This is a genomic window from Veillonella sp. T11011-6, assembly GCF_002959755.1.
Lineage (GTDB): Bacteria > Bacillota > Negativicutes > Veillonellales > Veillonellaceae > Veillonella.
In genome coordinates this window covers 523,756-549,490 of sequence record NZ_PPCW01000001.1, presented here as the reverse complement: position 1 = coordinate 549,490, position 25,735 = coordinate 523,756, and the positions used below count along the sequence as shown (strand labels likewise).

Here is a 25,735-nt window from a genome sequence, read left to right as displayed (position 1 = left end):
TATCAAGCGGACTTTTTGTGGGTAATAGAAAAGCGTACGCATAATTGACTTATCATTTATGCGTACGCTTTATATATTAATGAATATCTTTATGTTCTTTAATGTCTTGGTCAGCTTCTTTCGCAAGATTTTCTAGAGCGCGTTTAGGAGCTGTTCGTTCACCGGTTTCTGGATCTACAAATTCAACGCGATCTAATGTATCTGTGATTTGACCTCGAATGAATGATAAGTAGATTTCATAAAGTTCTTTTTTTTCTGCTAATTCTTCTGGTGTGAGTTGTTGTCCAGATTTTTTCTTTGCTGCTAGTTCATTTATGCGCTTTAATGTATCGTTAATATTACTCATATTGACCTCCTGTATTCTATATTAGAATAACATGATTTATTATAACATAGAACTAAATGAATACGTATGGTAAGATATAAGTTGTACGCGTCTGTACTTTCACAAGTGAGAAAGGAGAGCTGTATGCGTGTAACAAAAGCGATAAAGGCAGAGCAATTGAAATTATTGCAAGAGCATTATTTTGATGCAAAACCTGCCCTTGAGTATACAAATGAATTTGAATTATTAGTAGCCGTTGTTTTATCTGCACAATGTACGGATGAAAGGGTTAATATTGTTACGAAACGATTGTTCCCTGAATTAAATCATCCTGCTAAAATGCTTGAAATAGGGGTTACAAAACTAGAAACTCTTATTAAAGATTGCGGTCTTTATAAGTCTAAAGCGAAAAACTTAATTGCTACCTGTCAAATCTTGGTAGAACAATATCATGGTGAGGTACCACGTGAATTTGATCAACTGGTAGAATTACCTGGTGTTGGTCGTAAAACGGCTAACGTAGTTGTGTCCGTATTGTTCGGTACACCTGCCATTGCGGTAGATACCCACGTATTCCGTGTAGCTAATCGATTAAAACTAGGTATTGCTAAAACTCCAGAAGAGATGGAGAAGAAGTTGCAAAAGGCTATCCCTAAAGAGGATTGGGCTGCTGCTCATCACTGGTTGATTTATCATGGCCGTAAATTATGTAAGGCTCGTAAGCCTTTATGTGAAGAATGTTTTTTAAATCATGTATGCCCTTCGGCGGGAAAGGTTTAATATGAAAGTAAATAACGAAGAATTTATTGCCCTTTGTGCGACTCATGGCATTGAGGGAATTGATATTGTAAATGAGTTAATGCGTTTTAAAGTACTAGATCAATTGATTTCTAGTAATGCTAGCTCCCGTGAGTGGGGCGTAACAGCAGATGATTTATATGCGTTAGCAGAAAAATCCACAGTAGAATCTTTTGGTCCTGTTCCATATGGTTTGAATACATTCCAAGCTCTATATGGTCCATCCTTTAGGGTTGAATTATTTGATTTCATTAGCGATACAGGCATTTTAGATGGTCTAGATGTAGGTACTATTTGGGAAACTCCTGTTCGTGAAAGTATTGAAGCTCATAGCAAAACGGGAGAACTCGTTTTATATGCTTATGTAGAAGAATATGCAGGTATGGTTGAAGAGATTCTTCAATCTTATGAAGATAAAAAAGTCGTTCTTTATACGGCGTCTCCTGTGTGTTATAGCATTTTGACACGTTTATATCCAATGGCACAAATTATTAATCAGTGGCCTCATCGTAGCTATTTTGACCATATCTTTACAGGTACGGTTGGCATGTTCCAATCCTCTGAAGATATTGTGGAAGAAGTGGCAAATGGATTACATAATCTTGTTCCAGAAGGAACTGCACAATTATTCTTGCCTGCAACAATGGCACAAAACCAATTGGGCTTAAATAATATGGCGTTGCAATTCTTCTTGAATCAAAAGCGTGTAGAAGCTATTCGTGAATGGACTCCATTAGGGGCTTACGAAATTGTATATGGTAAGTACGATGTTAAAAAGATGCGCGTTGGCCTTCGTGAACGCGTAGGGGATGAGTGGAAAACAATTAACTATATTCCATTGCCTCATGGCGTATTTGCTCAATTACCGGTATTCACAGTATTAAATTATGGCTTGTCTTTACGCTCTATTTTGTTGCCAGGCGGTCAAACTGATGTAGCCTTAGGTCAAGATGGTATTTACTGTATCGACAGCCGAGTTTCTGCATTAGGACGTAATGCTCTTGTGGAAAGTGGCGCTTATTTCCTAACATTCAAACGTTACGCGGATCATGTAGATGTAGATATTACTACAGAGGCACCAGCAGAGGATATTTACTGGATGTTCCCAGATGCTGAATTGGCATATATGTGGTATGCATACTTCTGTAGTACTACGGGTCAAACATTGATTCAAGAGATTTCCATGCTCGTTCAAACAGATGAGTCTTTCGGCTATATGCTTAGCAGCGTGCGTCGCCGCGTATTAGATATTAATAATGAAGCTCAATTAATTTCATCTGTACAGGCTGCTGATGAAGCCTATATCAAGGCTGTTACAGAAGCAGCTACAAATTGGAAATCTACGGTAGATGAATTAGGTGCTCAAGTAATGCCTCCTACTACATCTATTGATATTGAAGACTATAGCGATTATAAAAACTAATTGTAAAAGTCCCATATTTAGTTTAAAATATATCGTATCCTAAAAAATATGAACTACTAAATATAGTAGGTATGAACCATACTACACAGATGTGTAAGAAAGGAGGACTGACTCATGGCAGTTATTAATTTTGAAATCTTCAAAGTTATTGGTACTTTATCTGAAGATAAAGACGGTTGGAAAAAACAATTAACATGTACTAGCTGGGGTAAATATAATCCTAAGTTTGACCTTCGCGCTTGGGATAGTGAATATACAAGTATGAAGAAAGGTATTACCCTTTCTTTAGAGGAGCTCATCGCATTGCGTGATATCCTTAATGAAAGTGACTTAGAGACCATCCTAGCTGAGTCTATTGAAGAAAAACAAGCATCCAAGGAATAGTATTGGCAACTTGCATTTGTACAAGTGTCATGATATAATCTATAAGAATAATATTGATTGTCGGAAAGAGGTGTATAGAATGAAACAAGGTATTCATCCAGACTATAAAGAAGCTACAGTAACTTGCGGTTGTGGCAACACATTCAAAACTGGCTCTGTAAAAGAAGACCTTCGTGTAGACGTTTGCTCCAAATGCCATCCGTTCTTCACTGGTCAACAACGCGCAGCTCAAGCTCGTGGTCGTATTGAACAATTTAACAAACGTTACGGCAAATAATTTGTCATGTAATGTAGCATCTATGGGCAGGGCTATGAGCTCTGCCTCTATTTGTTTATGAGAGGAGCTCTTGTGAACACAGAACGTATTAAAAAGTTTGTCGGAGGACAAGCTGTTATCGAAGGTGTCATGATGAGGGGCCCTGGCGTTACAGCAACAGCTGTACGAGAGCCAGCAGGAACCATTGTAGTTCAAAAAGAGCCTACAAAATCTATTGCTGACACATATCCAATTTTGAAAAAACCATTTCTTCGGGGCTGTGTAGCTCTTTATGAATCCCTCGTAATTGGCATGAAGGCCTTGTCCTTCTCTGCTAAGGCCGCTGGTGATGAAGAGGAAGAAATGTCTAATAGTGAAATTGCCATTACTATGGTTATTTCCACCATCTTTGCGATAGCTGTATTTTTAGCATTGCCTACATTTATCGTGAAATTTATTCCTGGTGTACAGGATAATCATGTTGTATTAAATCTCATTGAAGGTGTCATTCGTTTAGTCCTTTTCCTACTTTATATTTGGGGGATTGGACTTACAAAGGATATTCAACGAGTTTTCCAATATCATGGGGCAGAGCATAAAACGATTCATACTTATGAATTAGACTTGCCTCTCACTGTAGAAAACGTTCGCAAACAAAGTCGCTTACATCCGCGATGTGGCACAAATTTCTTACTTATCGTTATGGTTGTAAGTATCTTTGTATTTGCCTTTTTAGGGTGGCCTAATTTGTTAGAACGTATCGTAAGCCGCGTACTTCTTATGCCAGTAGTGGCAGGTATTGCGTACGAGGTTATTCGTCTTGCTGGTCGTAGTGAGCATTCCTTTGTGCAAGCTCTTATTAAACCTGGTCTTGCATTACAATACATGACGACACGTGAACCAGAAGATGATCAAATTGAAGTAGCTATACGTGCTCTTGAAGAGGTTCGCCCTCCTGAGAGTGATGCTTATGAAGAGGAATAAACATGCTAGTAGATAAATTACAAGTTATTGAAGATAAATTTATGGACCTGGAGCAGCGCATCAGTGACCCTGAAGTGATTGCGCGCCAAGATGAATGGCGTAAATTAACACGTCAACATGCTCAATTATCTGAAACAGTGGAAACATTCCGTACTTATAAAAAAGTATTAGCTGGTATTGATGAAGCTATGGAAGTTATCGAAGATAAATCCATGGATGAAGAATTCCGTGAAATGGCACAAGAGGAATTGAAAGAGCTAAAACCTCAAAAAGAGGAATTAGAAGAGAAATTGCAAATTCTTTTATTGCCTAAAGACCCTAATGATGATAAAAACATCATCATCGAAATTCGCGGTGGTGCCGGCGGCGATGAAGCAGCATTATTCGCAGGCGATTTGTTCCGTATGTACACAAAATATGCGGAAAGCCAAGGCTGGCGTTGTGAAATTATCGATGCTAATGAACCTGAACTTGGTGGCTTTAAAGAGGTTATTTTCTCTGTAGATGGTGAAAATGTATACTCTAAGATGAAATTTGAATCTGGTGTACATCGCGTACAACGTGTACCTGCTACAGAAACACAGGGCCGTGTGCATACATCTACCGTTACAGTAGCCGTATTACCAGAGATGGAAGATGTTGATATTGAAGTTAATGAAAAAGACTTGAAAATCGACACATATCGTGCTAGTGGTGCGGGCGGTCAGCATATCAATAAAACTGAGTCTGCTGTTCGTATTACACACTTACCTTCTGGTATTGTTGTGGCATGCCAAGACCAACGTTCTCAATTACAAAACCGTGAAAAAGCTATGCGTGTATTGCGTGCTAAATTGCAAGACCAAGCTGAACAAGAGGCTATTTCTAGCATGGCAGCAGACCGTAAGAGCCAAGTTGGTACTGGTGACCGTAGTGAACGTATTCGTACTTATAACTACCCTCAAGGCCGCGTAACAGACCATCGTATTAATTTAACATTGTATAAATTAGATGCTATTTTAAATGGCGATTTAGATGAAATCATTCAAGCCTTAAATGCTGCTGACCAAGCGGCAAAAATGCAGGAGGCTAATACAAATGTATAAGGAGATTTGGACAATCGGTCGTATTCTCCAGTGGACAGAGCAGTACTTTCAAAGCAAGGAGATGGATACACCTCGACTTGATGGGGAAGTACTGCTTTCTCACGTTTTAGGCAAGGATCGTATTTATCTATATACTCATTATGACCAACCGCTTATTCAAGAGGAACTCGATGCTTTTAGACCTCTCGTTCAAGAACGGGCCAAGGGTCATTGTGTAGCGGCCATAATTGGGGAAAAGGACTTTATGGGATTGACCTTTAAGGTTAATGATAAGGTGTTGATTCCACGACCTGATACGGAAACCTTAATTGAGCATGTACTAGGTGCGTACCCAAAAGATAGTAAGGTTCGTATCCTTGATGTATGTACAGGCCCTGGTACGATATTACTCAGTCTATTACACTATTTGCCGAATGCGTGTGGTGTAGGCCTTGAAATATCTACGGATGCCTTAACAGTAGCTGAGGAGAATAGGGAAAGATTTAACTTAAATAATCGTGTTCAATTATTAGAGTCCGATATGTTTTCTGCCTTAGATGGTAAAGCTGAAAAGTTTGACATCATCGTATCGAATCCACCATATATCCGTACAGGAGATGCTAAATTATTGTCTCAGGATGTATTAAATGAGCCTCATATTGCCTTGTTTGGTGGTGAAGATGGATTAGAATTCTATCGTATTTTAGCTAAAACATGTGGCACATATTTAAAACCGCAAGGCCGTATAGCCTTTGAAATAGGTTACGATCAAGCTGAAGAGGTAAAGTCTTTATTAAAAGAAGCTAGTCATTACTCCAACATTCAGTGTATCGCTGATCTTGGTGGTAATAACCGTGTTGTAACCGCAGTATATGAGGGATAATATGGATACTCAAATTATTACAAATCCATCAGAACAAGAACTAAATATGCTTGCCAGTACATTGCGTAATGGTGAATTAGTGTCCATTCCTACAGAAACTGTATATGGACTCGGTGCTAATGGCCTTGATCCAGAGGCAATGGATAAAATCTATGCTGCGAAAGGTCGCCCTTCAGATAATCCCCTTATTTTGCATGTTCCTAATAGTGAAAGTATAAAACCTTTGGTAACAGCGGTTTCAAATACAGCACAACTATTAATGGATACGTTTTGGCCAGGGCCATTAACGATTACATTGCCTAAATCTGATTTAGTGCCAGATCGTGCTACTGGTGGATTACCTCGCGTGGCATTGCGGTGCCCTGATCATAAGGTATGCCGTGCATTATTAGAACGCGCTGGTGTACCTATAGCGGCTCCTAGTGCAAATATATCTGGTCGTCCAAGTCCTACAACGGCACAAGATGTTTACCATGATATGAATGGCCGTATTTCCTATATTTTAGATGCTGGTCCGTGTACGATTGGTGTAGAATCAACTGTAGTGGAAGTACATGATGATAAGGTCATTATATTGAGACCAGGTGGAATTACAAAAGCACAACTTGAAACAGTTGTGTCTACGGTTGAATATGACACTGCTCTAGTTAATGCTACCACTAAGCCAAAGGCTCCTGGTATGAAGTATACGCATTATGCGCCTGATGCACCTATGACAGTTGTTGTAGGTAGTCCAGAGGGGATAGCATGCACTTTTAAAAAGCTTTCAGAAGGTAAAGAAGGTCCTATAGGTTGTTTGGTCAGTCATGAAACGTATGACCTGATTAAAGATGATATGCGCTTTATGTGCCATTGTTTTGGCCATCATGGTGATGCCTTATCATTAGGTCATGACTTTTACAAAAGCCTATTACATTTTAACGAAAATCATGTTACCTTAATCTTAGCAGAAGGTGTTAATGATGATGGTTTTGGCGTTGCTATTATGAATCGTATGGAAAAGGCATCTAGTCACCATATCATTTATAAGTAAATTTACTAGCATAAAAATGTCCACTGATAATAGAAATATGTCTTTACATATTGGATGAATTTGCTATAATGTATAAAGTAATCACAAAATGTGATTAAGTAAGGATGTTATTATGAATATTTTATTTGTGTGTACCGGTAATACTTGCCGTAGCCCTATGGCTGAAGGTATTACACGGGCCCTTGCAGCGGAGCAACATAAGGATGTGACGACTGTATCAGCTGGTCTATTTGCCGCTTATGGAGCAAAGCCAACTGAACAAGCCGTTGAAGCTATCCGTTCCATTGCAGATATTTCTGATCATGAATCGAGACCATTGACGATGGAACTCGTGAATGCAGCAGATCTTATCATTGGTATGACGAAGGATCACAAATCTGTACTACTTCGCCAATTCCCGTTTGAGGAAGGAAAAATCAAAACGATTTCCGAGTGGGGTGGTCAAGATGGTGATGTGACGGACCCATATGGATATGATCAAACCGTATATAATCAATGTGCGGAACAAATTTATCACTTAGTAGAGGCCGGTCTTAGCTCAGTGCCTCAGAAGGCGTAGGAGATGAAATTATGAAAGTTGCAATCGGTTGTGATCATGGCGGATTAAATTTAAAAGCATCCGTTAAGGAATTATTAAATGCATTGGGACATGAAGTAGAGGATTTTGGCTGTCATACAGCTGATTCTTGCGATTATCCTGACATTGCTGTACCTGTAGCAAATGCAGTTGTATCTGGTCAAGCAGACCGAGGTATTTTGATTTGTGGTACTGGTATTGGTATCGGTATTGCAGCAAATAAGATTGCAGGTATTCGCGCTGCTCTTTGTCATGATACATTCTCTGCTCATGCATGTCGTGAACATAATGACGCTAATATTCTCACAATGGGGGAACGCGTTATTGGTCCTGGCTTAGCTAACGATATTGTAGCCATCTTCATGGAAACAGAGTTCGAAGGTGGTCGTCATGCACGCCGGGTAGAGAAAATTAAAGCACTAGAGAAGTAATACATCATTACCTATATATATTCGTTTTGCACGAGGAGGATACTCATGAGTTTCTTAGAAAAACAAGACCCTAATATTCAAGCTGTTATCAATCAAGAATTAGCACGCCAACGCGATAAATTAGAAATGATCGCTTCTGAAAACTTTGTTTCTCAAGCAGTAATGGAAGCTCAAGGTAGCGTATTGACTAACAAATATGCAGAAGGGTATCCTGGTAAACGTTATTATGGCGGTTGTGAAAATGTTGATGTTATCGAAACATTAGCTATTGAACGTGCAAAACGCTTGTTCGGTGCAGAACATGCAAACGTACAACCTCACTCTGGTTCTCAAGCAAACTTTGGCGTGTATTTCGCATTACTACAACCAGGCGACACTATTGTGGGTATGAACTTATCCCATGGTGGTCACTTAACACATGGTTCTCCTGTTAACGTATCTGGTACATATTTTAATGTAGTACCCTACGGTGTAGATGCAGAAACTCAACAAATTGATTATGATGAGTTCCGTAAAATCGTATTAGAAGCTAAACCTAAATTGATTATTGCTGGTGGTAGTGCTTATAGCCGTCAAATCGACTTCAAAAAAATGGCTGATGTAGCTCATGAAGTTGATGCTATTTTCATGGTAGATATGGCTCACTTTGCTGGTCTTGTAGCAGCAGGTTTACATCCAAACCCAGTAGAATATGCTGATATCGTTACTACTACAACTCATAAAACATTGCGTGGCCCTCGTGGTGGCATGATTCTTTGCAAAGAAAAATATGCTAAAGCAATCGATAAAGCAATCTTCCCTGGTATTCAAGGTGGCCCATTGATGCATGTTATCGCTGCTAAAGCTGTTGCATTTGGTGAAGCATTACAACCAGAGTTCAAAGTATATGCACAACAAGTTATCGATAATGCAAAAGCATTGGCTGCTGCATTGCAAGAAAAAGGTTTAACAATCGTTTCTGGTGGTACAGATACTCACGTTATGCTTGTAGACGTACGCAATACTGGTTTAACAGGTAAAGAAGCAGAACATTTACTTGATGAAGTAGGTATTACATGTAATAAAAATACAATTCCATTCGATCCTGCTAGCCCATTTGTAACAAGCGGTATCCGTCTTGGTACACCAGCGCTTACAACACGTGGCTTACAAGTAAAAGATATGGAAGAAATTGCAGATATCATTGCAACTGTACTTAAAAATCCTGAAGATAAAGCCGTTCATGAAGAAGCAAGCAAACGCGTAGCAGCGCTTTGTGAAGCGTATCCATTGTACTAATCTTTGGATTAATCCATTAGACTTACATAAGGCTTAAATACAATAAAAGGGATGTGTATTATCACATCCCTTTTAATATTTTTATGGCATGATTTATGAATCTGTGATAGAGTAAATATGAAAGTTATATGGATACCAATAGGGTACGTATATTGTATTATAGGAGGACAGTCATGAAAGTTAATGTTATGACACATCCATTGATTCAACACAAAGTTACATTGATGCGTGATGCAGAAACAGGCTCTAAAGATTTCAGACAATTACTTGATGAAATTACGATGTTGATGGGTTATGAAATTACACGTAGCTTACCATTAGAGGATGTAGAGGTTCAAACACCTTTAACTAAAATGACTGGTAAACGTATTGCAGGTAAAAAATTGGGCATTATTCCAATTCTTCGTGCTGGTTTAGGTATGGTAAATGGTATGCTTAACTTGATTCCAACTGCAAAGGTTGGTCATATCGGCTTATACCGTGATCCAGAAACATTAAAACCAGTAGAATATTACTGCAAGTTACCTTCTGACGTAGGTGAACGCGACTTCATCGTAACAGACCCAATGCTCGCTACTGGTGGTAGTGCGGCAGCAGCTATTACCTTGCTAAAAGAAAAAGGCGCTAAAAACATTAAATTAATGTGTCTTGTTGCGGCTCCTGAAGGTGTGGAAGCAGTAAATAAGGAACATCCTGAAGTTCCTATTTACGTAGCGGCTCTTGATGAAAAACTTAATGATCATGGTTACATTTTGCCTGGTTTAGGCGATGCTGGTGACCGTATCTTCGGTACAAAATAAAATAAACATATACAAACGACATAATTTAGGTACAAAGTTGTATAAAATCCCTAAATTATGTCGTTTTCTACGTATAAAGTCTTGAATAAAATCTACATAGGGTATACAATACAAATGTAAAAGTATTTTTTTATTTTAGGTGGGACGAATTTTGTTCACATGGGACGAAAAACGATTCATACAATCCCAACGGGTAAAGGAGGGACCCGATGAACGAGTTTCTAATGATATGTGAACGTATTGTTCCTGAAATCGTTAGTGTATTAAAGGAGCGATACAAAATATTAAACCACCTAGTTTATGAAGAGCCTATAGGCCGTAGAACATTAGCTACTGCAACGGACCTTCCAGAGCGAACCGTAAGAAGTCATATTGAGCTAATGCGTGCTAATGGTCTTGTAGACATTTATAAACCAGGGATTTTTCTCACTGATGAGGGACATGCAATTGTTCCAAAGTTGCGAAATTTTTTAAATGAATTAGATCGTATTAACGAGCTAGAACATCGATTGACTGAAGCACTTCATATCGATAGGGTTATCATCACTCCTACAGAAGGAACGTTGATGGTAAAAAAACTAGGCTTTGCAGCAGCAAAGTTATTACAGGAATTATTAGAACCGGACTCTGTAGTTGCCATCAGTGGTGGTAGTACAATGGCTGCAGTAGCTGAGGAAATGCCTGTATTACCATTTAATCCTATTGTTGTACCGGCCCGTGGTGGCGTTGGTGAGGTTGTAGAATATCAAGCTAACGTAATTGCTTCGGTACTTGCTGAACGGCTTCGCGGTACCTATAAAATGCTCCATTTACCTGATGGACTTTCACAAGACTCATTGCATATGCTCATGACTTGCGAACCTCAAATTAAGGAAATTGGTGATCTTATCAGTAGGACTGACGTACTCTTATTTGGTATTGGTACAGCTATGCGGATGGCGGATCAGCGCCATATAGCTGATGATGTGCGTAAGCAATTAGTAGATAATCATGCTGTTGGCGAAGCTCTTGGTCAATATTGCGATATAGATGGTAAGTTGATTTATTCCACTAATAATATTGGTTTATCACTTCCTGATGTTGCAAAAATTCCCAATGTGATTGCTGTGGCTGGTGGACAAGATAAATCGAGTGCCATTATTGGTGTTATGAGAGCTTGTCAAAAAGGCATACTAATCATCGATGAGCAAGCTGCAGAAGGTATGCGTCAATTGTTACAAATTTCAGCATTATAAATGAAGTTGGTAGTTAAATATTTTGTTAGAATATTTTTGTTATTAGGAGGATCTAACAATGGCAGTAAAAGTTGGTATTAACGGTTTTGGTCGTATTGGTAAATGTGTAGTACGTGCAGCGATTAATAATCCTGACGTAGAAGTTGTAGCAATCAATGCTACTGGCGATAATGAAGGTACTGCATTATTGTTAAAATATGACTCTGTTCATGGCACAATTCCTAATGAAGTAACATTTGATGATGACAATATCTATGTTGACGGTAAAAAAATCCGTGTATTCCATGACCGCGATGCATCTAAATTGCCTTGGTCTGAAGAAGGCGTGGAAATCGTTATGGAATGTACTGGTAAATACCGTGACGCAGAGGAAGCAAAAGTTCATTTGAATCAACCTACTGTAAAAAAAGTATTGATTTCTGCACCTGGTAAAAACGAAGACTTAACTATGGTTATGGGCGTTAACCAAGATATGTATGATCCTGCAAAACATCACATTATCTCTAATGCATCTTGTACAACAAACTGCTTGGCTCCATTTGCTAAAGTTTTATGCGATGAATTCGGTATCAAACGCGGTATGATGACTACAATTCATTCCTATACAAATGACCAAAAAATTCTTGATGCACGTCATAAAGACCCTCGTCGTGCTCGTGCAGCAGCAATGTCTATTATTCCTACAACAACTGGTGCAGCAAAAGCGGTTGCAAAAGTATTGCCTCAATTAAAAGGTAAATTAGATGGTTTCGCATTGCGTGTTCCTACTCCAGACGTATCTGCTACAGACCTTGTTTGTGAACTTGAAAAACCAGCTACTAAAGAAGAAATCAACGAAGCATTCCGCAAAGCAGCAGCTGGCGAATTAAAAGGTATTCTTGGTGTATCCGATGTACCATTGGTATCCTGTGATTTCAGCTCTGATCCTCGTAGCTCCATTGTTGATGCTGATTTAACAATGGTTATGGATGGCAACATGGTAAAAGTTGTTTCTTGGTATGATAACGAATGGGGTTACTCTGAACGTCTTATCGATATGGCAGCATTCGTAGCAAGCAAAGGCTTATAATCGGGAGGCTTTGATGAAACAAACAATCGATAATTTACAAGTAGACAACAAAACAGTATTTGTTCGTGTTGATTTTAATGTTCCTATGAAAGACGGTGTCATCACTGATGACACTCGTATTCGTAGTGCATTGCCTACTATCAATTATTTAATTGAAAAAGGAGCAAAGGTTATTCTTGCTTCTCATTTTGGTCGCCCAAAAGGGGAACGCAAACCGGAAATGTCTTTAGCACCATGTGCAAAACATTTATCTGAGCTTATCAATAAGCCAGTAGCATTTGTAGATGACTGCATTGGACCTAAGGTTGAAGAAGCTGTAAAAGCATTACAACCTGGTGAAGTATTGATGCTTGAAAACTTGCGTTACCACAATGAAGAAACTAAAAACGATCCTGAGTTTGCTAAACAATTAGCATCTCTTGCTGATGTAGCTATCAACGATGCGTTTGGTGTTTCTCACCGTAATGCAGCATCTGTAGTTGGTATTGCTGATTATATTCCTATGGCAGCAGGCTTCTTGCTCAAAAAAGAAATTGAAGCATTAAGTGCAGCAGTTGTACATCCTAAAACACCTATGGCAGCAATCATCGGTGGTGCTAAGGTAACAGATAAAATTTCTGTAATTTCTAATTTATTACCTAAAGTTGATGTCATGATCATCGGCGGCGGCATGGCTAATGCTTTTATTAAAGCACAAGGTTGTAACATCGGTAGCTCCTTATTTGAAGAAGGTCAAGAAGCTATCGCTACAGACCTTGTTATGGAAGCACGTGTAGCAGGGGCTAAATTATTGACTCCAATCGATGCCGTAGTAGCTGATGCTTTCAGCAACGATGCTAATACTAAAATCGTTGACGTTGAAAATATTGAAGATGGTTGGATGGTTCTAGATATCGGCCCTAAAACACGTGAGCTATATGTAGAAGCATTGGCGCCAATGAAGACTATTATTTGGAATGGTCCAATGGGCGTATTTGAAATGGAAAACTTTGCAGCTGGTACAAATGCAGTAGCAAAAGCTGTAGCTGAATCCGATGCGATGACTATCGTTGGTGGTGGTGACTCTGTAGCGGCTATTGAAAAAAGTGGCTTAGCAGATAAGATTAGTCATATCTCTACAGGTGGTGGCGCATCCTTGGAATTCTTAGAAGGTAAAATCCTACCAGGTATTGCTGCATTGTCTGAGGCATAATATGAGAAAACCCATTATTGCAGGAAATTGGAAAATGAATGGCACCATTGCGTCTGGATCTATCCTGATCGAAGCGTTTAACAGCGTGTTACAAGATATGGAATTATCCTGTGATGTAGTTGTTTGCCCGCCTTTTACAGCTATTGAACGTGCTGTAGCATTAACACGTGATACAGCTATTGCAGTAGGCGCACAAACCATGGATTATCATGATGCTGGTGCATTCACTGGTGAAATTTCACCACTTATGCTTACAGAGGTAGGCGTTAATTATGTTATTATCGGTCACTCTGAACGCCGTGAATATTATGGTGAAACAGATGAGACTGTAAATGCAAAAATTAAAAGTGCATTCCACCATAATTTGACACCTATTGTCTGTGTTGGTGAAAGTTTAGAACAACGTGAGTCCGGTCATACTCTTGACTGGATTACGTCTCAACTTAAAGGTGCTTTGGTTGATGTTCCTAAAGAACAAGTTAGACAATTGATTGTTGCGTACGAACCAATTTGGGCTATCGGTACAGGAAAAACGGCAACTGCTGATCAAGCTGAAGAAGTATGTAAAGAAATTCGCGATTACATACGCTCTTTATACGATGATGAGACTGCTGATGCTGTGCGCATCCAATACGGTGGTAGTGTTAAATCTGAAAATGCTCTTGAAATCCTAGGAGAACCTAATATTGATGGGGCACTCGTAGGTGGTGCATCTTTAGTAGTTGATGAATTTATAGATATTATTAAAGCGGCGAATCAAATAGGCGCTTAATATGAGGTTAAAAATGGCTAAATTAAAGGCTCCTGTAATGCTAGTCATCTTAGATGGCTTTGGCATGGGAGATCAATCAGATACAACCAATGCTGTAGTACAGGCGAAGCCACACTGTTTTAATCAATTATGGGATACGTATCCACATACAAAATTAGAAGCATCAGGACTAGCGGTAGGCCTTCCAGAAGGCCAAATGGGGAATTCTGAGGTTGGTCATTTAAACCTTGGCTCTGGTCGTATTGTGTACCAAGATTTAACTCGTATTACTAAAGACGTTGAGTCTGGCGAGTTCTATAATCGCCCTGTTATAAAGGAACTGTATGAAGTAGGCAAAAAACAAAGCTTACATCTTATTGGCCTAGTTTCTGATGGCAATGTGCATTGTTCTTTAGAACATATCAAGGCTGTTATTAAAGGCGCTCATGACAATGGTATTGAACATGTATACGTACATGCATTGCTCGATGGTCGTGATGTAGCACCTCAATGTGCACAAGGTTATATCAAAGATTTAGAAGCATACATGACAGAACTAAACTGTGGTAAAATTGCCACCGTAAGTGGTCGTTACTATGCAATGGATCGAGATAATCGTTGGGACCGTGTGGAACTTGCTTACAATGCGATTGTACATGGTCAAGGTGAAAGCGCCGCATCAGCTTGTGAAGCGGTACAACAATCCTATGATAAGGATGCAGCTGATGAGTTTGTACTTCCTACAGTGATTGACTCTGAAGGAACTATCAAGAATGGCGATGCTGTTATCTTCTGTAACTTCCGTCCAGACCGTGGGCGTGAACTTACAAAAGCTTTAGTATTGCCAGAATTTGATGGCTTTAACCGTGAACCATTATCCTTGTATATGGCGACCATGACCAAATATGAAGATGGCTTACCAGTTCATATTGTGTACGAAAAAGACATCTTGTCAGAAACATTAGGCGAAGTACTCAGTGTAGGTGGCTATCGTCAATTGCGTATTGCTGAAACAGAGAAATATGCCCATGTAACGTACTTCTTCAACGGCGGTAAAGAGGAACCATTTGAAGGCGAGGACCGCATCCTTGTAAAATCACCTCAAGTGGCAACCTATGATTTACAACCTGAGATGAGCGCTTATGAAGTGACTGATAAGGTTGTACAAGCTATTCAAGATGAAACATATGACATGATTATCTTGAACTTTGCAAACCCAGATATGGTCGGTCATACAGGTAGCTTTGAAGCAGCTGTCAAAGCAGTGCAAGCAGTAGATACTTGTTTAGGTCGTATCGTAGAGGCTATACGCAGTAAGAATGGCCACTTGTTAATTACCGCAGACCATGGTAATGCAGAGCTTATGGTTAACCATGAAACAGGTAAGGTGCATACAGCACATACAACGAACTTGGTACCGTTAATTTTAATGAGTGATACTCTAAAATCGGCTACATTAGAATCTGGTAAATTATGTGATATTGCTCCCACATTATTAGACTTGGCTGGCATAGATCAACCAAAATCTATGACTGGTCATAGTTTGGTAAAAAAAGCATAATGTAGAGATTTTAGCTTTCACTATATTTATAGTTAATTAGAGTGATAAGCCTATATGGTTTAGCTCAATATATAATGATTGTCATATGACAGTCGTTCCGTTAGATTTTATGAGGTGAAGAAATGGCAGTAATTGAACAAGTCATTGCAAGAGAAATTTTAGATTCCCGCGGTAACCCAACTGTTGAAGTTGAAGTATGTTTAGAAGATGGCACTATTGCAACAGCAGCGGTTCCATCCGGCGCTTCTACAGGTAAGTTTGAAGCTGTAGAATTACGTGATGGTGATAAATCCCGTTACTCTGGTAAAGGTGTATTAACAGCTATCGACAATGTAAATGCTAAAATCGGTCCTGCCATTATTGGTTATGATGCGACTGAACAAGTAGCAATCGATAACTTGATGTTGAAATTAGATGGGACAGACAATAAATCTAACCTTGGTGCTAATGCAATTCTTGGTGTTTCCATGGCTGTAGCTCGTGCGGCAGCTGAATCTTTAGATTTGCCATTATTTGCATACCTTGGCGGTTTCAACGCAAAAGAATTACCAGTTCCTATGATGAACATCTTGAACGGCGGCGCACATGCAGATAATAACGTAGACATTCAAGAATTTATGATCATGCCTGTCGGCGCAACTTCCTTCGCAGAAGCTCTTCGTAGCTGTGCAGAAGTATATCATACATTGAAATCTGTACTTCATGATAAAGGCCTTAGCACTGCCGTAGGTGATGAAGGTGGCTTTGCACCAAACTTAGCATCTAACGAAGAAGCATTAGAAGTCATTTGTGAAGCTATTAAAGCGGCTGGTTATGAACCTGGTAAAGACTTCAAATTAGCTCTTGACTCTGCATCTTCCGAATTCTATGAAGATGGTAAATACAATTTAGCTGGTGAAGGCAAAGTTAAAACAGCTGCTGAAATGGTAGAGTTCTATGAATACTTAGTAGGTAAATACCCAATCGTATCCATCGAAGATGGTCTTGCTGAAGAAGATTGGGATGGCTGGAAATTGTTGACAGAACGCCTTGGCGATCGCGTACAACTTGTTGGTGATGATTTATTCGTAACTAACACAAAACGTTTGGCTCGCGGTATTGAGCTTGGTGTAGGTAACTCCATTCTTGTAAAAGTTAACCAAATCGGTACTTTAACAGAAGCATTCGATGCTATGGAGCTTGCTAAACGCGCTGGCTATACATGTGTAGTATCTCACCGCTCTGGTGAAACAGAAGATACATTTATCGCTGATATTGCAGTAGCTGTAAATGCTGGTCAAATTAAGACTGGTGCACCTGCTCGTTCTGAACGTGTAGCAAAATATAACCAATTGCTTCGAATTGAAGAAATGTTATACGAAACAGCTCAATATAAAGGTAATGACGTTTTCTATAATTTAAAATAAGATACGTTATATCTAATAGTCCAATAAGGGCGCCCTTCGGGGCGCCTTTTTTTGTATGCCTATAATACAAAAGTTTTCGCTTCGTGGATTTTCAAAAATAAAAGAGGAATTAAAGATGTGATGTCGAACCATATAACGCCATACGCTAGTGTGAGGTAAAAACATACTGCAAGGTATAGGAGGTGACCATGTATGTAGATGTAACATTAGACGATATTATTCTGTATGCATTAGAGCATCATGTCAGCGATATTCACTTTGATCCTACTAAAAGTGGTGTACAAATTAGATTACGACAAGATGGATTGTTACAAACGCATATGACGGTATCAAACGAAGAGGCAGAACTTATTATTAACCGTATCAAGGTATGTAGTACGTTAGATATTAGTGAAAAGAGATTGCCTCAAGATGGTCGTTGGGCATGGAGTCATAAGGATACATCGGTAACAATGCGCGTATCCACATTGCCTAGTCTATATGGTGAGACATTAGTCTGTCGGCTTATGGGTAACGAAGGAAGTCATAAAGATCTAAAAGCGTTAGGTATGCGTGCAGATATTTTTGATCATATTGAACAGCTATTAAAACGTCCTTATGGATTGTTACTTATCTGTGGACCTACGGGAAGCGGCAAGACTGCCACCTTATATGCGATGCTACGCATGTTAAATTTAGAGGAAACCAAACTTATTTGCCTTGAAGATCCTGTAGAGGCAGAAATTAAAGGGGCTATCCAAATTGGTATTAACGAAAAAATCGGATTTACCTTTGCAAAGGGATTAAGGTCTGTGCTACGGCAAGATCCAGATACGATTATGATCGGTGAGATTCGTGATAAGGAGACAGCAGAGCTGGCTGTTAAATCAGCATTAACCGGTCATCGCGTATTATCCACCATTCATACTAATACAGCTATAGGCGTTGTAACACGGCTCATGGATATGGGGGTAGAACCGTATTTAATACGCGCCACCTTAATGGGTGCTATTGCACAGCGTCTAGTCAGAAAATTTGATGGTACATCGTATCACGGGCGGACGGCTCTGTTTGAATATTTAGAGATACCTGCGAATTCGGCTCAGTGGGATCAATTAGAGGCACATGTATTACTGTCCTTAGAAGATTCTGCCCGTGAGGCCGTAGATCAACATGTTACATCTATAGAGGAGGTGCATCGTTGTGGACTCATGCTGTAATAGTGAAAGTTTAGAAATCATTGTTGAAGAGGCTATACACTTATCATCAACAGATATTCATCTACAATGTGGTGAGCCTATCTATTTGAGACATGGTGATGGATTAAAGGCCACTCAATTTGTATGTACCACTACGTTGATTGAAGATATTTTGAGACGTTGTGGTATAGCATCGTATGAATGGCAATCTCTTGATGAAGCTTGTTCCTGTTGTGGTGTACGTATTCGTGTTCATCTGTATCGAGCTAATCAAACTATATGTGGCACATTGCGCTTATTGTGTCATCAACGACTTAAACTGGATGATAATAGTGAAGGTCAACTCCTACAAAAATTATGCGAATCTCATGATGGTTTATTGCTCGTTTGTGGTCCTACAGGCAGTGGTAAAAGTTTTACCTTAGCTTGCTGTATTGATTATATAAATCAAACAATGGAGCGCCATATCATCACCTTAGAAGACCCCATCGAATTTGAGTTTAAACCTAAGAAATCGTTAATTCATCAACGCCAATTAGGTGCAGATATTAAGTCTATGTCTGATGGTATTCGAGATGCATTGAGGGAGGATCCAGATGTCATTATGGTGGGGGAACTTCGAGATCGTGAAACCTTAGAGGCTGCACTTCATGCAGCTGAAACAGGTCATCTTGTGATGGCAACTATGCATACACAGCGGGCTGTAATGGCTGTTCACCGTATGATTTCATTATTCCCTGGTGAACAACAAGAGGAGGTGCGTAGTCAAATATCACAAGTACTACGTGCAGTTATATGTCAACGGCTCCTTAGATGGAATAAAAAGTTCATTACCATCCGTGATATTTTGCTAAACACGCATGCGGTAGCGAATTTGATACGTACTCGTAAGGAACCACAAATCATTTCTATTCAAGAAACACAACTACCTATGAAAACACTAGAGATGGCCGTACGAGATGCGAAGGTACAATATGGCTCTCAGCAACAACTACATACATTATTAGATCAACAATTATCGTAGGTGAAGGTATGGAGGCTTATGAATATGTCGTAAAAGATAAGAATAATGAAACGATCAAAGGTTTAATATGGGCGGATTCAGAACAGGAGGTCGGTACACGGTTAAAGCGAGATGGATATAAGATTTATAAAATTACTTTACAAGTAAATAAGAAGAAACATAAGTGGAATCATGCCATGGTAGTAGATGTAACCTACCAATTAGGACTACTCATCGAATCTGGCGTGCCTTTACGACGCGCATTACAGTTACTATGTCAAGGGAAAAGAGGCCTTTTGTATACAGCCTTATATGAATCGATTGAGCGTGGTCAAACTTTGTCTCAAGCATTGCGAAGTGAAGGTTGTCCTGCCATTGCACTGGCTTTACTAGAAAGTGGAGAGGCTGCAGGTACATTAGGAGAAAGCTTGCAATATATATCACGTCACTATGATTGGGAGCGACAGGTACGGCAAAAGGTTATCAGTGCTATTTCCTATCCATTATTTTTACTTGTATTAATGAATATCTTTTTTCTTGTTACCATTTTGTTTATCGTTCCATCCTTTGAAAAGGTTTTTACTACCATGCATATTACATTACCAGTGATGACACGAGCCCTCTTTGCATTAGGACAAGGGCTAAAGAATCATCCCATAGTGGTTGTTATTCTGCATTGTGTAGGCCTAGGGGCTATGGTCTTTGCATATCATCAACATAGTATAAAACGCAAAGTACATCGTTGGCTTTGGCAGTTGGCTCACCGATACCAATGGATGACCTGCATTTACTATACAAGTATGTTAAAAGTTTGGGCGCTTTTGTTAGATTCTGGAATTTCTATTATTCACACTATGAATATTACAAGACCTTTATGGGGCAATATATATGGTGCCGAATGTAGTGAAAAGGTAGAGGCAAAATTATTATCAGGCCATTCTTTTGAAGAGAGTCTGAGAACGGAGAATATTGGAAATTCCTTTATATGGCAAATGATCTCTATTGGAGAAGAAAGTGGGGAACTCGTAAAGATGTTAGAACATTGTGGACATTATTATGAATCTATACTTTCAAAATATATTGCCCGTCTTGAGAGACTATTAGAACCGATATTACTGACCTTGATGGGAATCGGTGTAGCCGTATTGGTTGTATCTGTTATGTATCCGTTGTTCACGTCTATTGCTAAATTGGGAGGGCAGTAGGCATTGTTATCAAGCTATTTTACAGAATTAATAATGATAAAAGGAGGATATTATGAGTTCTGTTATGCACCTAGTTAATGGATTAAATCATAGATTAGAAATATGTAGTCAATGGATTGTAAACCATCTACAAATTAATCATGTTCGAGAAAACCTTAAAAAATCGAGAAAAGGTGGATTTACTCTAGTAGAATTGATGGTTGTCGTAGCAGTTATCGCTATATTAGCGGCTATTGCAATGCCACAATTTCTATCGGCTGCAGATCGAGCACGAACTGCGAAGGAAACAGCAGATATTCAAATTATTAAAAATGCAACGCAGCTCTATATGATTGACAAGAATGTAGATACACCGCCAACTGTGGAAAATTTATATAAAGAAGGCTATCTTACAGAACATGTTAAAACTGCAAAAGATAAGGAATATACCATTACTTATGAAGCGGTTAATGGTGGTACTGCGAAGGCAGTTGTAGTTAAAGCCCCTGATGCACCTTAAACCTAAGCGCTATCTAGTATTTAGTACTTAATATTTAATACTTAATATTTAATACTTAATATTTAAGTCTTAATAGTTAATGTGCATGGATTGATGATTGGAATGTAGATTTTTATTTGCATATACATATGTAGTTATATTAATAGCTATACAGTAGTTATATTTACATTAATATATGTACAGTTGATTTTATGGAAGGACAAGGTATGAAAGGGACTCATTACGTTATAGCACTGATCGTGTATATAGCATCCATTGTATTGCCTATTATAATTTCATCACGAGCAATATCCTTTATTCACGTTGCTTTGTATGCTGTATTTTCACTCATCATCATAGCAGGTGCTACCATCGATATGCATTACTATATATTGCCTGATGAAGGGGCGTTAGTGCTTGTTTTAGGTGGTATCGTGTATAGCTTTATAAATGATAAGTCTATGCTTATAACGATTATAAGTGTTATGAGTGTAGGTGCTATTACATATGGACTTCGTCTTATGAGTCATAAAGGTTTTGGACTAGGCGATGTGAAATGGTTTTCTGCTATTGCCATGTGGCTTACGCCCTGGGAGATTGTATGTTTCTTTTACGTAGCCTTTTGTGTTGGTTCTCTCTATCTCTTACTAACAAGCTATCGTAATCGATACATTCCATTTGGTCCCTTTCTATGCTTTGGTGGTTGGTGTGCCTTACATGGCGGATCCTATATGGAGGTGTTGTACCAATGGTTAAGGCACAACCTGTACATCATCAATACGGTTCTTTGTTAGCTGAGTGGATTATTGCGATTAGTTTATTTTTACTTCTTATTTCTATGTCTTTGCCTATTGTAACGACGCCTAGCCGTTACACTCTAAATGGAAGTACTGAAGAAGTAGTATATATGTTAAAAAAGGTTCAACTTTGGTCTATGCTTGGGCATAAATCTAATGGAAAAGGGCGTATGTTATTCATATTAAATAAAGACAGCTATACCTTAGAGGAGGATGCTCATCATCATACAGTTAATATATCCTTACCTGTAGGGATTGAAAATGTACAACCCTTAACGGTTATCTCTTTTTCTTCTCTAGGATTACCTTATGATGGAACGGAACTTATTTTACGAGATCGAGAAAGTGGTGAGAGAAATCGTATATGGATATCTGTACAGACGGGACGTATTCGATGGGAAGAAGTACACTAAGGGCTTTATGTATGGAGATGCCCTAGTATCAACAGCTATTATTATGTGTATCTTGCCTGTTATATTATCTGTATTTTGGATGGCTACCTTAACCATCTATAAGGCTTACTATTGGGATCATATATTACAAGACACCATAACCTATGTAGAGGAAAGTAAGTCTATGTATTATCAAATGGGTCATATTCAAGAAGGTATACATAACTCTCAATTTATTATGAGTCCTAGTGAATCTATTACTTATAAAACACATGTAGAGCCTATCGTAGAAAATGGCATTGTCCTACAACGATTAACTGTGCAGGCCATAGATAATGAATCTGTTGTATATACCTTGTCTCTCGACTTGGAGGAAATACGGTGAGGACTCATGATGCACAAAGAGGTTTTATTTTGTATTCCACACTCATCAGTATAACTATTTCTACTATCGTTTTAACCTTATTGTTAGGCATAGTTTTTTACGGGGTTATGTGGAATGCAAAATTAGTAGATAGCGTAGCCATGATGGAGGATGGTCGTTATACGCGGCGCATGGTGGTGGCTCAAATCATATGGAATCCTGTACCGATAACGGTAGAGGATCGAAATAGGACCTTATATATTCACGACACTAAGCGGACTACACTAACATTACAACGCCATGCACTGTATAGAAAGCTTACAGATGGTAGCTTACAACCTGTTAGCGGCAGCCGTATTATCGGCACAAAGGATAAACGAAATGTTGGGTACACACAAGAACATCCATTTAGTATGGATGAGAGCGGAGCAGTCCATATGCGTTGGTATATTACAAATCGATTTACTAGTGATAAACAATATACTACTGGATATGGAGGCTTAGCTATATATGAAGTCGCCATAGGTCAAAGTAGTATATATGATTGGTATAAAGATAATGAGGAAACAAGTCATGAACATGGGAGCCCATAATGCTGGGTTTATTACATATGTAGCCATATTTACAATGTCCTTTCTATTAGTATTGGCCTTTATGGGACTGCGTATTGGTCAAATTTGTGAAAGTAATGCAGTAGATGAATTGCATTTAGAAGAGGCTCATTATGCAGCGCAAAGTGGAGCACATTGGTTTGTAGGCTACTGTAAGGCTGGTAATACATGGGATTTTCAGGAAAAGCTAATTGTAGCTGATGATGCGGATGTAGAAATTACCATTGAGGCCGATCCATCCCGTGACAATCCTCGTCACGTTATGAGTTATGGAAAATTGAAACATCAGGAAATAGTAAGTCGTGTACATATGTATGTGACAGTAGATACAGATCATACTATGCATGTTATGAAGATAAAACCATATTGAGGTGAATCTATGAAACGGAAAAAGAAAATACATACTGGTGTATGTATTACAGATGAACGTATTGTATGTGTAACAGCTCATGTAGAAAATAAAATGATGGTCATTACCGATGCACTAGAAATGAAACGCAGTGCATCTATTGATGAGGATGTTAGAAAATTTATAGAAATGTATGATTTAGATGATGGAGCTTACAGCATGGTAGCCAATATTGATACACAAATGCATGTAGCGCCTTATGATCCTCACGATTTTGATATGAAAGAGTTCATCAAATGGAATGTAGAGGATTACTTTACCTTTGATGGCGACAGTTTCCAAATGGATGCATGTCGTCGAGAATATCCAAGACATAATTACCATATGTTTATGGTTGCTGTAGAGCGTCATTCATTAGAACTTTTAAAACAAGGTATACGCGATACCTATGCACCGGTGGATGTAATCGATTTCTGGCCTATTCCTATTTGTTACAGCTTGATGCGGCGTAGTGGTACCGTGACCGGTGTTGTAGAAAAGGATAATCTACATTTATGGCTATGGTGGAATGATATATGTATACAAGAACGGATTGTTCCTATTAGTAGCAGTGATGTATCAGAAGCTATGGAGGTGCTAGAAGCTAGACTGCAAGAATTTGGTGTAGATGAAATACAAGGGGTTAAGCTGTATGGGTTAGATCAATTAACCGATGAGGAACAAAAGGATATGGAAGCTATTATTTCTATATATGGAGAAACAGAGTATATTCCATTATTATTCTTAGGACGTGGTCGTAATCGATGTAAGCAAGGACAATTAGATTGGGATATGGCCATTGGTATGGCCGCAAGGGGGCTTAAATGGATTGGCTTGGGATGGTAGATATATTAATCTAATGCCTCGATCGTTACGTTGGCATAGTTTATGGCACAGATATCGTTATTATCTATATGGTATGAGTATTGTATACGGATTAGTAGGATTAATAGCAATAGGTTGTTGCTTGTCGAGTTATGAACAGTATAAGACTGAAAAAGCAGAACTATTGACGCTATTGGAAAATTCGCAGTATCAGTCAATTGGAAAACAGTATGAGGATATAGCATCAGTTAAAAATAAAATACTTAAGAATAGTTCTGGGAGAAATAAAAAACCTATTTTTCAAAATACTATCGTTTTATATGTCCTTGATATAGCTATGGAGCAAGGAATTAGTTTACAACACCTTAACATAAAGGATGAACATATTAGTGTAGATGGTATAGGCCATAGTGATGAAGCATGCCGTAAATTTATAGCTAGTCTTCAACAAAGGTTAATTGGAATAGATTGTCATGGAACAGTTAAAGCAGATCAAGGTATATATACATTCCATATGGAAGGATCTAAAGGAGAGCACAACATATCCAGTAGAGAAGATAGTAATGAGCATACTAGTGTGGGGCATCATCATTAGTATCTCACTATATGGATATATAAGCTTAGATCACAAAGCGACTCATTTGAAAGAACGACAAGAAAATTATGTTATCCAAATGCAGGTTGAGTCAGATTATATCGCATCTAAGGAAGCAAAATTACTAGCGTCTTTTACAGAAAATAAGCTGTCGAACACGAGTTCTAATACTAGTGTTTTTGAGTCTTTGCAAGGAGAACCATTAATGATTGTTAGTACTGATGAGCATGAAGGTGTATTAGAGTTAAATTTATTAGGAAGTACAGAACGTCTAATCAACTGGATTAATACTGTTGAAGCAAAAGACCCTTCACGCCGTATAGAAATAGAGGACATAGAACGAAAAGGCAATGTTGTGTATGTACATTGTGCAGTAAAACCGACTATGAGGTCTTAATATATATTCTTTTATAGTAATATTAATAGAGACAGATTATAGATTGTTATCC

31 protein-coding genes are annotated in these 25,735 nt (G+C 38.7%); 30 read left to right on the top strand and 1 reads right to left on the bottom strand.

The window, feature by feature from the left end:
- Positions 1–76: 76 nt before the first annotated feature.
- Complete coding sequence (locus tag VRHSUH10_RS02610; protein WP_105089329.1) at positions 77–346, bottom strand: DUF896 domain-containing protein; 270 nt, start codon at positions 344–346, stop codon at positions 77–79.
- Between the two features lie 123 nt (positions 347–469).
- On the opposite strand from VRHSUH10_RS02610, the gene nth reads away from it, so the two are divergent.
- The 30 genes from nth (at position 470) to VRHSUH10_RS02460 (ending at position 25,683) form a co-directional block, all read left to right on the top strand.
- Positions 470–1,105: an endonuclease III gene (nth, locus tag VRHSUH10_RS02605; RefSeq protein WP_005386264.1), complete on the top strand. Its 636-nt coding sequence runs from the start codon at positions 470–472 to the stop codon at positions 1,103–1,105.
- 1 nt (position 1,106) lies between these two features.
- Positions 1,107–2,546, top strand: a complete 1,440-nt coding sequence (locus VRHSUH10_RS02600) for a hypothetical protein (protein ID WP_105089328.1) — start codon at positions 1,107–1,109, stop codon at positions 2,544–2,546.
- Between the two features lie 114 nt (positions 2,547–2,660).
- Entirely contained in the window at positions 2,661–2,930 is a 270-nt protein-coding gene (locus VRHSUH10_RS02595) for a YdbC family protein (RefSeq protein ID WP_005386267.1), read from the top strand.
- Positions 2,931–3,009: 79 nt separating this feature from the next.
- Positions 3,010–3,207 carry a 50S ribosomal protein L31 gene (rpmE, locus tag VRHSUH10_RS02590; protein WP_004696185.1) on the top strand — a complete coding sequence of 66 codons (198 nt, stop codon included), beginning with the start codon at positions 3,010–3,012 and terminating at the stop codon, positions 3,205–3,207.
- 57 nt (positions 3,208–3,264) lie between these two features.
- On the top strand, positions 3,265–4,170 hold the full coding sequence (locus tag VRHSUH10_RS02585; protein ID WP_105089327.1) for a DUF1385 domain-containing protein: 906 nt from the start codon (positions 3,265–3,267) through the stop codon (positions 4,168–4,170).
- 2 nt (positions 4,171–4,172) lie between these two features.
- Positions 4,173–5,255 carry a peptide chain release factor 1 gene (gene prfA / locus VRHSUH10_RS02580; RefSeq protein WP_005386269.1) on the top strand — a complete coding sequence of 361 codons (1,083 nt, stop codon included), beginning with the start codon at positions 4,173–4,175 and terminating at the stop codon, positions 5,253–5,255.
- Positions 5,248–6,117: a peptide chain release factor N(5)-glutamine methyltransferase gene (prmC, locus tag VRHSUH10_RS02575; protein WP_105089326.1), complete on the top strand. Its 870-nt coding sequence runs from the start codon at positions 5,248–5,250 to the stop codon at positions 6,115–6,117. The genes prfA and prmC overlap by 8 nt, the downstream gene beginning before the upstream one ends.
- Position 6,118: 1 nt before the next feature.
- On the top strand, positions 6,119–7,150 hold the full coding sequence (locus VRHSUH10_RS02570; RefSeq protein ID WP_105089325.1) for an L-threonylcarbamoyladenylate synthase: 1,032 nt from the start codon (positions 6,119–6,121) through the stop codon (positions 7,148–7,150).
- 112 nt (positions 7,151–7,262) lie between these two features.
- On the top strand, positions 7,263–7,709 hold the full coding sequence (locus VRHSUH10_RS02565; protein WP_105089324.1) for a low molecular weight protein arginine phosphatase: 447 nt from the start codon (positions 7,263–7,265) through the stop codon (positions 7,707–7,709).
- Positions 7,710–7,720: 11 nt separating this feature from the next.
- Positions 7,721–8,158 carry a ribose 5-phosphate isomerase B gene (gene rpiB / locus VRHSUH10_RS02560; RefSeq protein ID WP_105089323.1) on the top strand — a complete coding sequence of 146 codons (438 nt, stop codon included), beginning with the start codon at positions 7,721–7,723 and terminating at the stop codon, positions 8,156–8,158.
- 45 nt (positions 8,159–8,203) lie between these two features.
- Entirely contained in the window at positions 8,204–9,436 is a 1,233-nt protein-coding gene (gene glyA, locus VRHSUH10_RS02555) for a serine hydroxymethyltransferase (RefSeq protein WP_105089322.1), read from the top strand.
- A 173-nt stretch (positions 9,437–9,609) separates the two neighbouring features.
- A complete protein-coding gene (upp, locus tag VRHSUH10_RS02550) occupies positions 9,610–10,236 on the top strand; it encodes a uracil phosphoribosyltransferase (RefSeq protein WP_105089321.1) in 627 nt (208 codons plus the stop codon).
- A gap of 209 nt (positions 10,237–10,445) precedes the next feature.
- Positions 10,446–11,471, top strand: coding sequence for a sugar-binding transcriptional regulator (locus VRHSUH10_RS02545; protein ID WP_060924221.1), 1,026 nt, complete (start codon positions 10,446–10,448; stop codon positions 11,469–11,471).
- A gap of 58 nt (positions 11,472–11,529) precedes the next feature.
- The gene (gap, locus tag VRHSUH10_RS02540; protein ID WP_005386278.1) at positions 11,530–12,540 is read left to right on the top strand and encodes a type I glyceraldehyde-3-phosphate dehydrogenase; all 1,011 of its coding nucleotides are present in this window, start codon (positions 11,530–11,532) and stop codon (positions 12,538–12,540) included.
- A gap of 13 nt (positions 12,541–12,553) precedes the next feature.
- Entirely contained in the window at positions 12,554–13,732 is a 1,179-nt protein-coding gene (gene pgk, locus VRHSUH10_RS02535) for a phosphoglycerate kinase (protein ID WP_105089320.1), read from the top strand.
- A 1-nt stretch (position 13,733) separates the two neighbouring features.
- Positions 13,734–14,504: a triose-phosphate isomerase gene (gene tpiA / locus VRHSUH10_RS02530; protein WP_105089319.1), complete on the top strand. Its 771-nt coding sequence runs from the start codon at positions 13,734–13,736 to the stop codon at positions 14,502–14,504.
- A gap of 13 nt (positions 14,505–14,517) precedes the next feature.
- Entirely contained in the window at positions 14,518–16,044 is a 1,527-nt protein-coding gene (gene gpmI / locus VRHSUH10_RS02525) for a 2,3-bisphosphoglycerate-independent phosphoglycerate mutase (protein ID WP_105089318.1), read from the top strand.
- A 122-nt stretch (positions 16,045–16,166) separates the two neighbouring features.
- Positions 16,167–17,450: a phosphopyruvate hydratase gene (gene eno / locus VRHSUH10_RS02520; RefSeq protein ID WP_105089317.1), complete on the top strand. Its 1,284-nt coding sequence runs from the start codon at positions 16,167–16,169 to the stop codon at positions 17,448–17,450.
- Between the two features lie 188 nt (positions 17,451–17,638).
- The gene (locus VRHSUH10_RS02515) at positions 17,639–18,649 is read left to right on the top strand and encodes a GspE/PulE family protein (RefSeq protein WP_105089316.1); all 1,011 of its coding nucleotides are present in this window, start codon (positions 17,639–17,641) and stop codon (positions 18,647–18,649) included.
- A complete protein-coding gene (locus tag VRHSUH10_RS02510; RefSeq protein ID WP_105089315.1) occupies positions 18,633–19,652 on the top strand; it encodes a type IV pilus twitching motility protein PilT in 1,020 nt (339 codons plus the stop codon). Before VRHSUH10_RS02515 ends, VRHSUH10_RS02510 begins: the two co-directional genes overlap by 17 nt.
- An 8-nt stretch (positions 19,653–19,660) precedes the next feature.
- Complete coding sequence (locus tag VRHSUH10_RS02505; RefSeq protein ID WP_105089314.1) at positions 19,661–20,836, top strand: type II secretion system F family protein; 1,176 nt, start codon at positions 19,661–19,663, stop codon at positions 20,834–20,836.
- Between the two features lie 52 nt (positions 20,837–20,888).
- Positions 20,889–21,335 carry a competence type IV pilus major pilin ComGC gene (locus VRHSUH10_RS02500; protein ID WP_105089313.1) on the top strand — a complete coding sequence of 149 codons (447 nt, stop codon included), beginning with the start codon at positions 20,889–20,891 and terminating at the stop codon, positions 21,333–21,335.
- A 206-nt stretch (positions 21,336–21,541) separates the two neighbouring features.
- Complete coding sequence (locus tag VRHSUH10_RS02495; RefSeq protein WP_105089312.1) at positions 21,542–22,108, top strand: A24 family peptidase; 567 nt, start codon at positions 21,542–21,544, stop codon at positions 22,106–22,108.
- Positions 22,063–22,524: a hypothetical protein gene (locus VRHSUH10_RS02490; RefSeq protein ID WP_039969122.1), complete on the top strand. Its 462-nt coding sequence runs from the start codon at positions 22,063–22,065 to the stop codon at positions 22,522–22,524. Before VRHSUH10_RS02495 ends, VRHSUH10_RS02490 begins: the two co-directional genes overlap by 46 nt.
- Positions 22,525–22,531: 7 nt before the next feature.
- Positions 22,532–22,888: a hypothetical protein gene (locus tag VRHSUH10_RS02485; RefSeq protein WP_105089311.1), complete on the top strand. Its 357-nt coding sequence runs from the start codon at positions 22,532–22,534 to the stop codon at positions 22,886–22,888.
- Positions 22,889–22,995: 107 nt separating this feature from the next.
- Positions 22,996–23,460 carry a hypothetical protein gene (locus VRHSUH10_RS02480; protein ID WP_105089546.1) on the top strand — a complete coding sequence of 155 codons (465 nt, stop codon included), beginning with the start codon at positions 22,996–22,998 and terminating at the stop codon, positions 23,458–23,460.
- Between the two features lie 34 nt (positions 23,461–23,494).
- On the top strand, positions 23,495–23,848 hold the full coding sequence (locus VRHSUH10_RS02475) for a hypothetical protein (protein WP_232013653.1): 354 nt from the start codon (positions 23,495–23,497) through the stop codon (positions 23,846–23,848).
- A 9-nt stretch (positions 23,849–23,857) separates the two neighbouring features.
- Positions 23,858–24,712: a hypothetical protein gene (locus VRHSUH10_RS02470; protein ID WP_105089310.1), complete on the top strand. Its 855-nt coding sequence runs from the start codon at positions 23,858–23,860 to the stop codon at positions 24,710–24,712.
- Entirely contained in the window at positions 24,696–25,286 is a 591-nt protein-coding gene (locus VRHSUH10_RS02465) for a fimbrial assembly protein (protein ID WP_233187062.1), read from the top strand. The genes VRHSUH10_RS02470 and VRHSUH10_RS02465 overlap by 17 nt, the downstream gene beginning before the upstream one ends.
- Positions 25,255–25,683 carry a hypothetical protein gene (locus tag VRHSUH10_RS02460; RefSeq protein ID WP_105089309.1) on the top strand — a complete coding sequence of 143 codons (429 nt, stop codon included), beginning with the start codon at positions 25,255–25,257 and terminating at the stop codon, positions 25,681–25,683. The genes VRHSUH10_RS02465 and VRHSUH10_RS02460 overlap by 32 nt, the downstream gene beginning before the upstream one ends.
- The last annotated feature ends 52 nt before the right edge of the window (positions 25,684–25,735 follow it).

Bases quoted from the DNA above. Each gene is read 5' to 3' on its own strand.
- gap (WP_005386278.1), top strand. From the start codon at position 11,530: ATGGCAGTAAAAGTTGGTATTAACGGTTTTGGTCGTATTGGTAAATGT.
- VRHSUH10_RS02585 (WP_105089327.1), top strand. From the start codon at position 3,265: ATGAGAGGAGCTCTTGTGAACACAGAACGTATTAAAAAGTTTGTCGGA.
- VRHSUH10_RS02600 (WP_105089328.1), top strand. From the start codon at position 1,107: ATGAAAGTAAATAACGAAGAATTTATTGCCCTTTGTGCGACTCATGGC.
- VRHSUH10_RS02495 (WP_105089312.1), top strand. From the start codon at position 21,542: ATGAAAGGGACTCATTACGTTATAGCACTGATCGTGTATATAGCATCC.
- gpmI (WP_105089318.1), top strand. From the start codon at position 14,518: ATGGCTAAATTAAAGGCTCCTGTAATGCTAGTCATCTTAGATGGCTTT.
- glyA (WP_105089322.1), top strand. From the start codon at position 8,204: ATGAGTTTCTTAGAAAAACAAGACCCTAATATTCAAGCTGTTATCAAT.
- VRHSUH10_RS02595 (WP_005386267.1), top strand. From the start codon at position 2,661: ATGGCAGTTATTAATTTTGAAATCTTCAAAGTTATTGGTACTTTATCT.
- VRHSUH10_RS02570 (WP_105089325.1), top strand. From the start codon at position 6,119: ATGGATACTCAAATTATTACAAATCCATCAGAACAAGAACTAAATATG.
- VRHSUH10_RS02460 (WP_105089309.1), top strand. From the start codon at position 25,255: ATGAGCATACTAGTGTGGGGCATCATCATTAGTATCTCACTATATGGA.
- prfA (WP_005386269.1), top strand. From the start codon at position 4,173: ATGCTAGTAGATAAATTACAAGTTATTGAAGATAAATTTATGGACCTG.
- VRHSUH10_RS02480 (WP_105089546.1), top strand. From the start codon at position 22,996: ATGTGGAATGCAAAATTAGTAGATAGCGTAGCCATGATGGAGGATGGT.
- VRHSUH10_RS02565 (WP_105089324.1), top strand. From the start codon at position 7,263: ATGAATATTTTATTTGTGTGTACCGGTAATACTTGCCGTAGCCCTATG.
- prmC (WP_105089326.1), top strand. From the start codon at position 5,248: ATGTATAAGGAGATTTGGACAATCGGTCGTATTCTCCAGTGGACAGAG.
- tpiA (WP_105089319.1), top strand. From the start codon at position 13,734: ATGAGAAAACCCATTATTGCAGGAAATTGGAAAATGAATGGCACCATT.
- rpmE (WP_004696185.1), top strand. From the start codon at position 3,010: ATGAAACAAGGTATTCATCCAGACTATAAAGAAGCTACAGTAACTTGC.
- pgk (WP_105089320.1), top strand. From the start codon at position 12,554: ATGAAACAAACAATCGATAATTTACAAGTAGACAACAAAACAGTATTT.
- upp (WP_105089321.1), top strand. From the start codon at position 9,610: ATGAAAGTTAATGTTATGACACATCCATTGATTCAACACAAAGTTACA.
- VRHSUH10_RS02475 (WP_232013653.1), top strand. From the start codon at position 23,495: ATGTCCTTTCTATTAGTATTGGCCTTTATGGGACTGCGTATTGGTCAA.
- VRHSUH10_RS02515 (WP_105089316.1), top strand. From the start codon at position 17,639: ATGTATGTAGATGTAACATTAGACGATATTATTCTGTATGCATTAGAG.
- VRHSUH10_RS02500 (WP_105089313.1), top strand. From the start codon at position 20,889: ATGAGTTCTGTTATGCACCTAGTTAATGGATTAAATCATAGATTAGAA.
- VRHSUH10_RS02610 (WP_105089329.1), bottom strand. From the start codon at position 346: ATGAGTAATATTAACGATACATTAAAGCGCATAAATGAACTAGCAGCA.
- VRHSUH10_RS02545 (WP_060924221.1), top strand. From the start codon at position 10,446: ATGAACGAGTTTCTAATGATATGTGAACGTATTGTTCCTGAAATCGTT.
- eno (WP_105089317.1), top strand. From the start codon at position 16,167: ATGGCAGTAATTGAACAAGTCATTGCAAGAGAAATTTTAGATTCCCGC.
- VRHSUH10_RS02470 (WP_105089310.1), top strand. From the start codon at position 23,858: ATGAAACGGAAAAAGAAAATACATACTGGTGTATGTATTACAGATGAA.
- VRHSUH10_RS02490 (WP_039969122.1), top strand. From the start codon at position 22,063: ATGGTTAAGGCACAACCTGTACATCATCAATACGGTTCTTTGTTAGCT.
- VRHSUH10_RS02505 (WP_105089314.1), top strand. From the start codon at position 19,661: ATGGAGGCTTATGAATATGTCGTAAAAGATAAGAATAATGAAACGATC.
- rpiB (WP_105089323.1), top strand. From the start codon at position 7,721: ATGAAAGTTGCAATCGGTTGTGATCATGGCGGATTAAATTTAAAAGCA.
- VRHSUH10_RS02485 (WP_105089311.1), top strand. From the start codon at position 22,532: ATGTATGGAGATGCCCTAGTATCAACAGCTATTATTATGTGTATCTTG.
- nth (WP_005386264.1), top strand. From the start codon at position 470: ATGCGTGTAACAAAAGCGATAAAGGCAGAGCAATTGAAATTATTGCAA.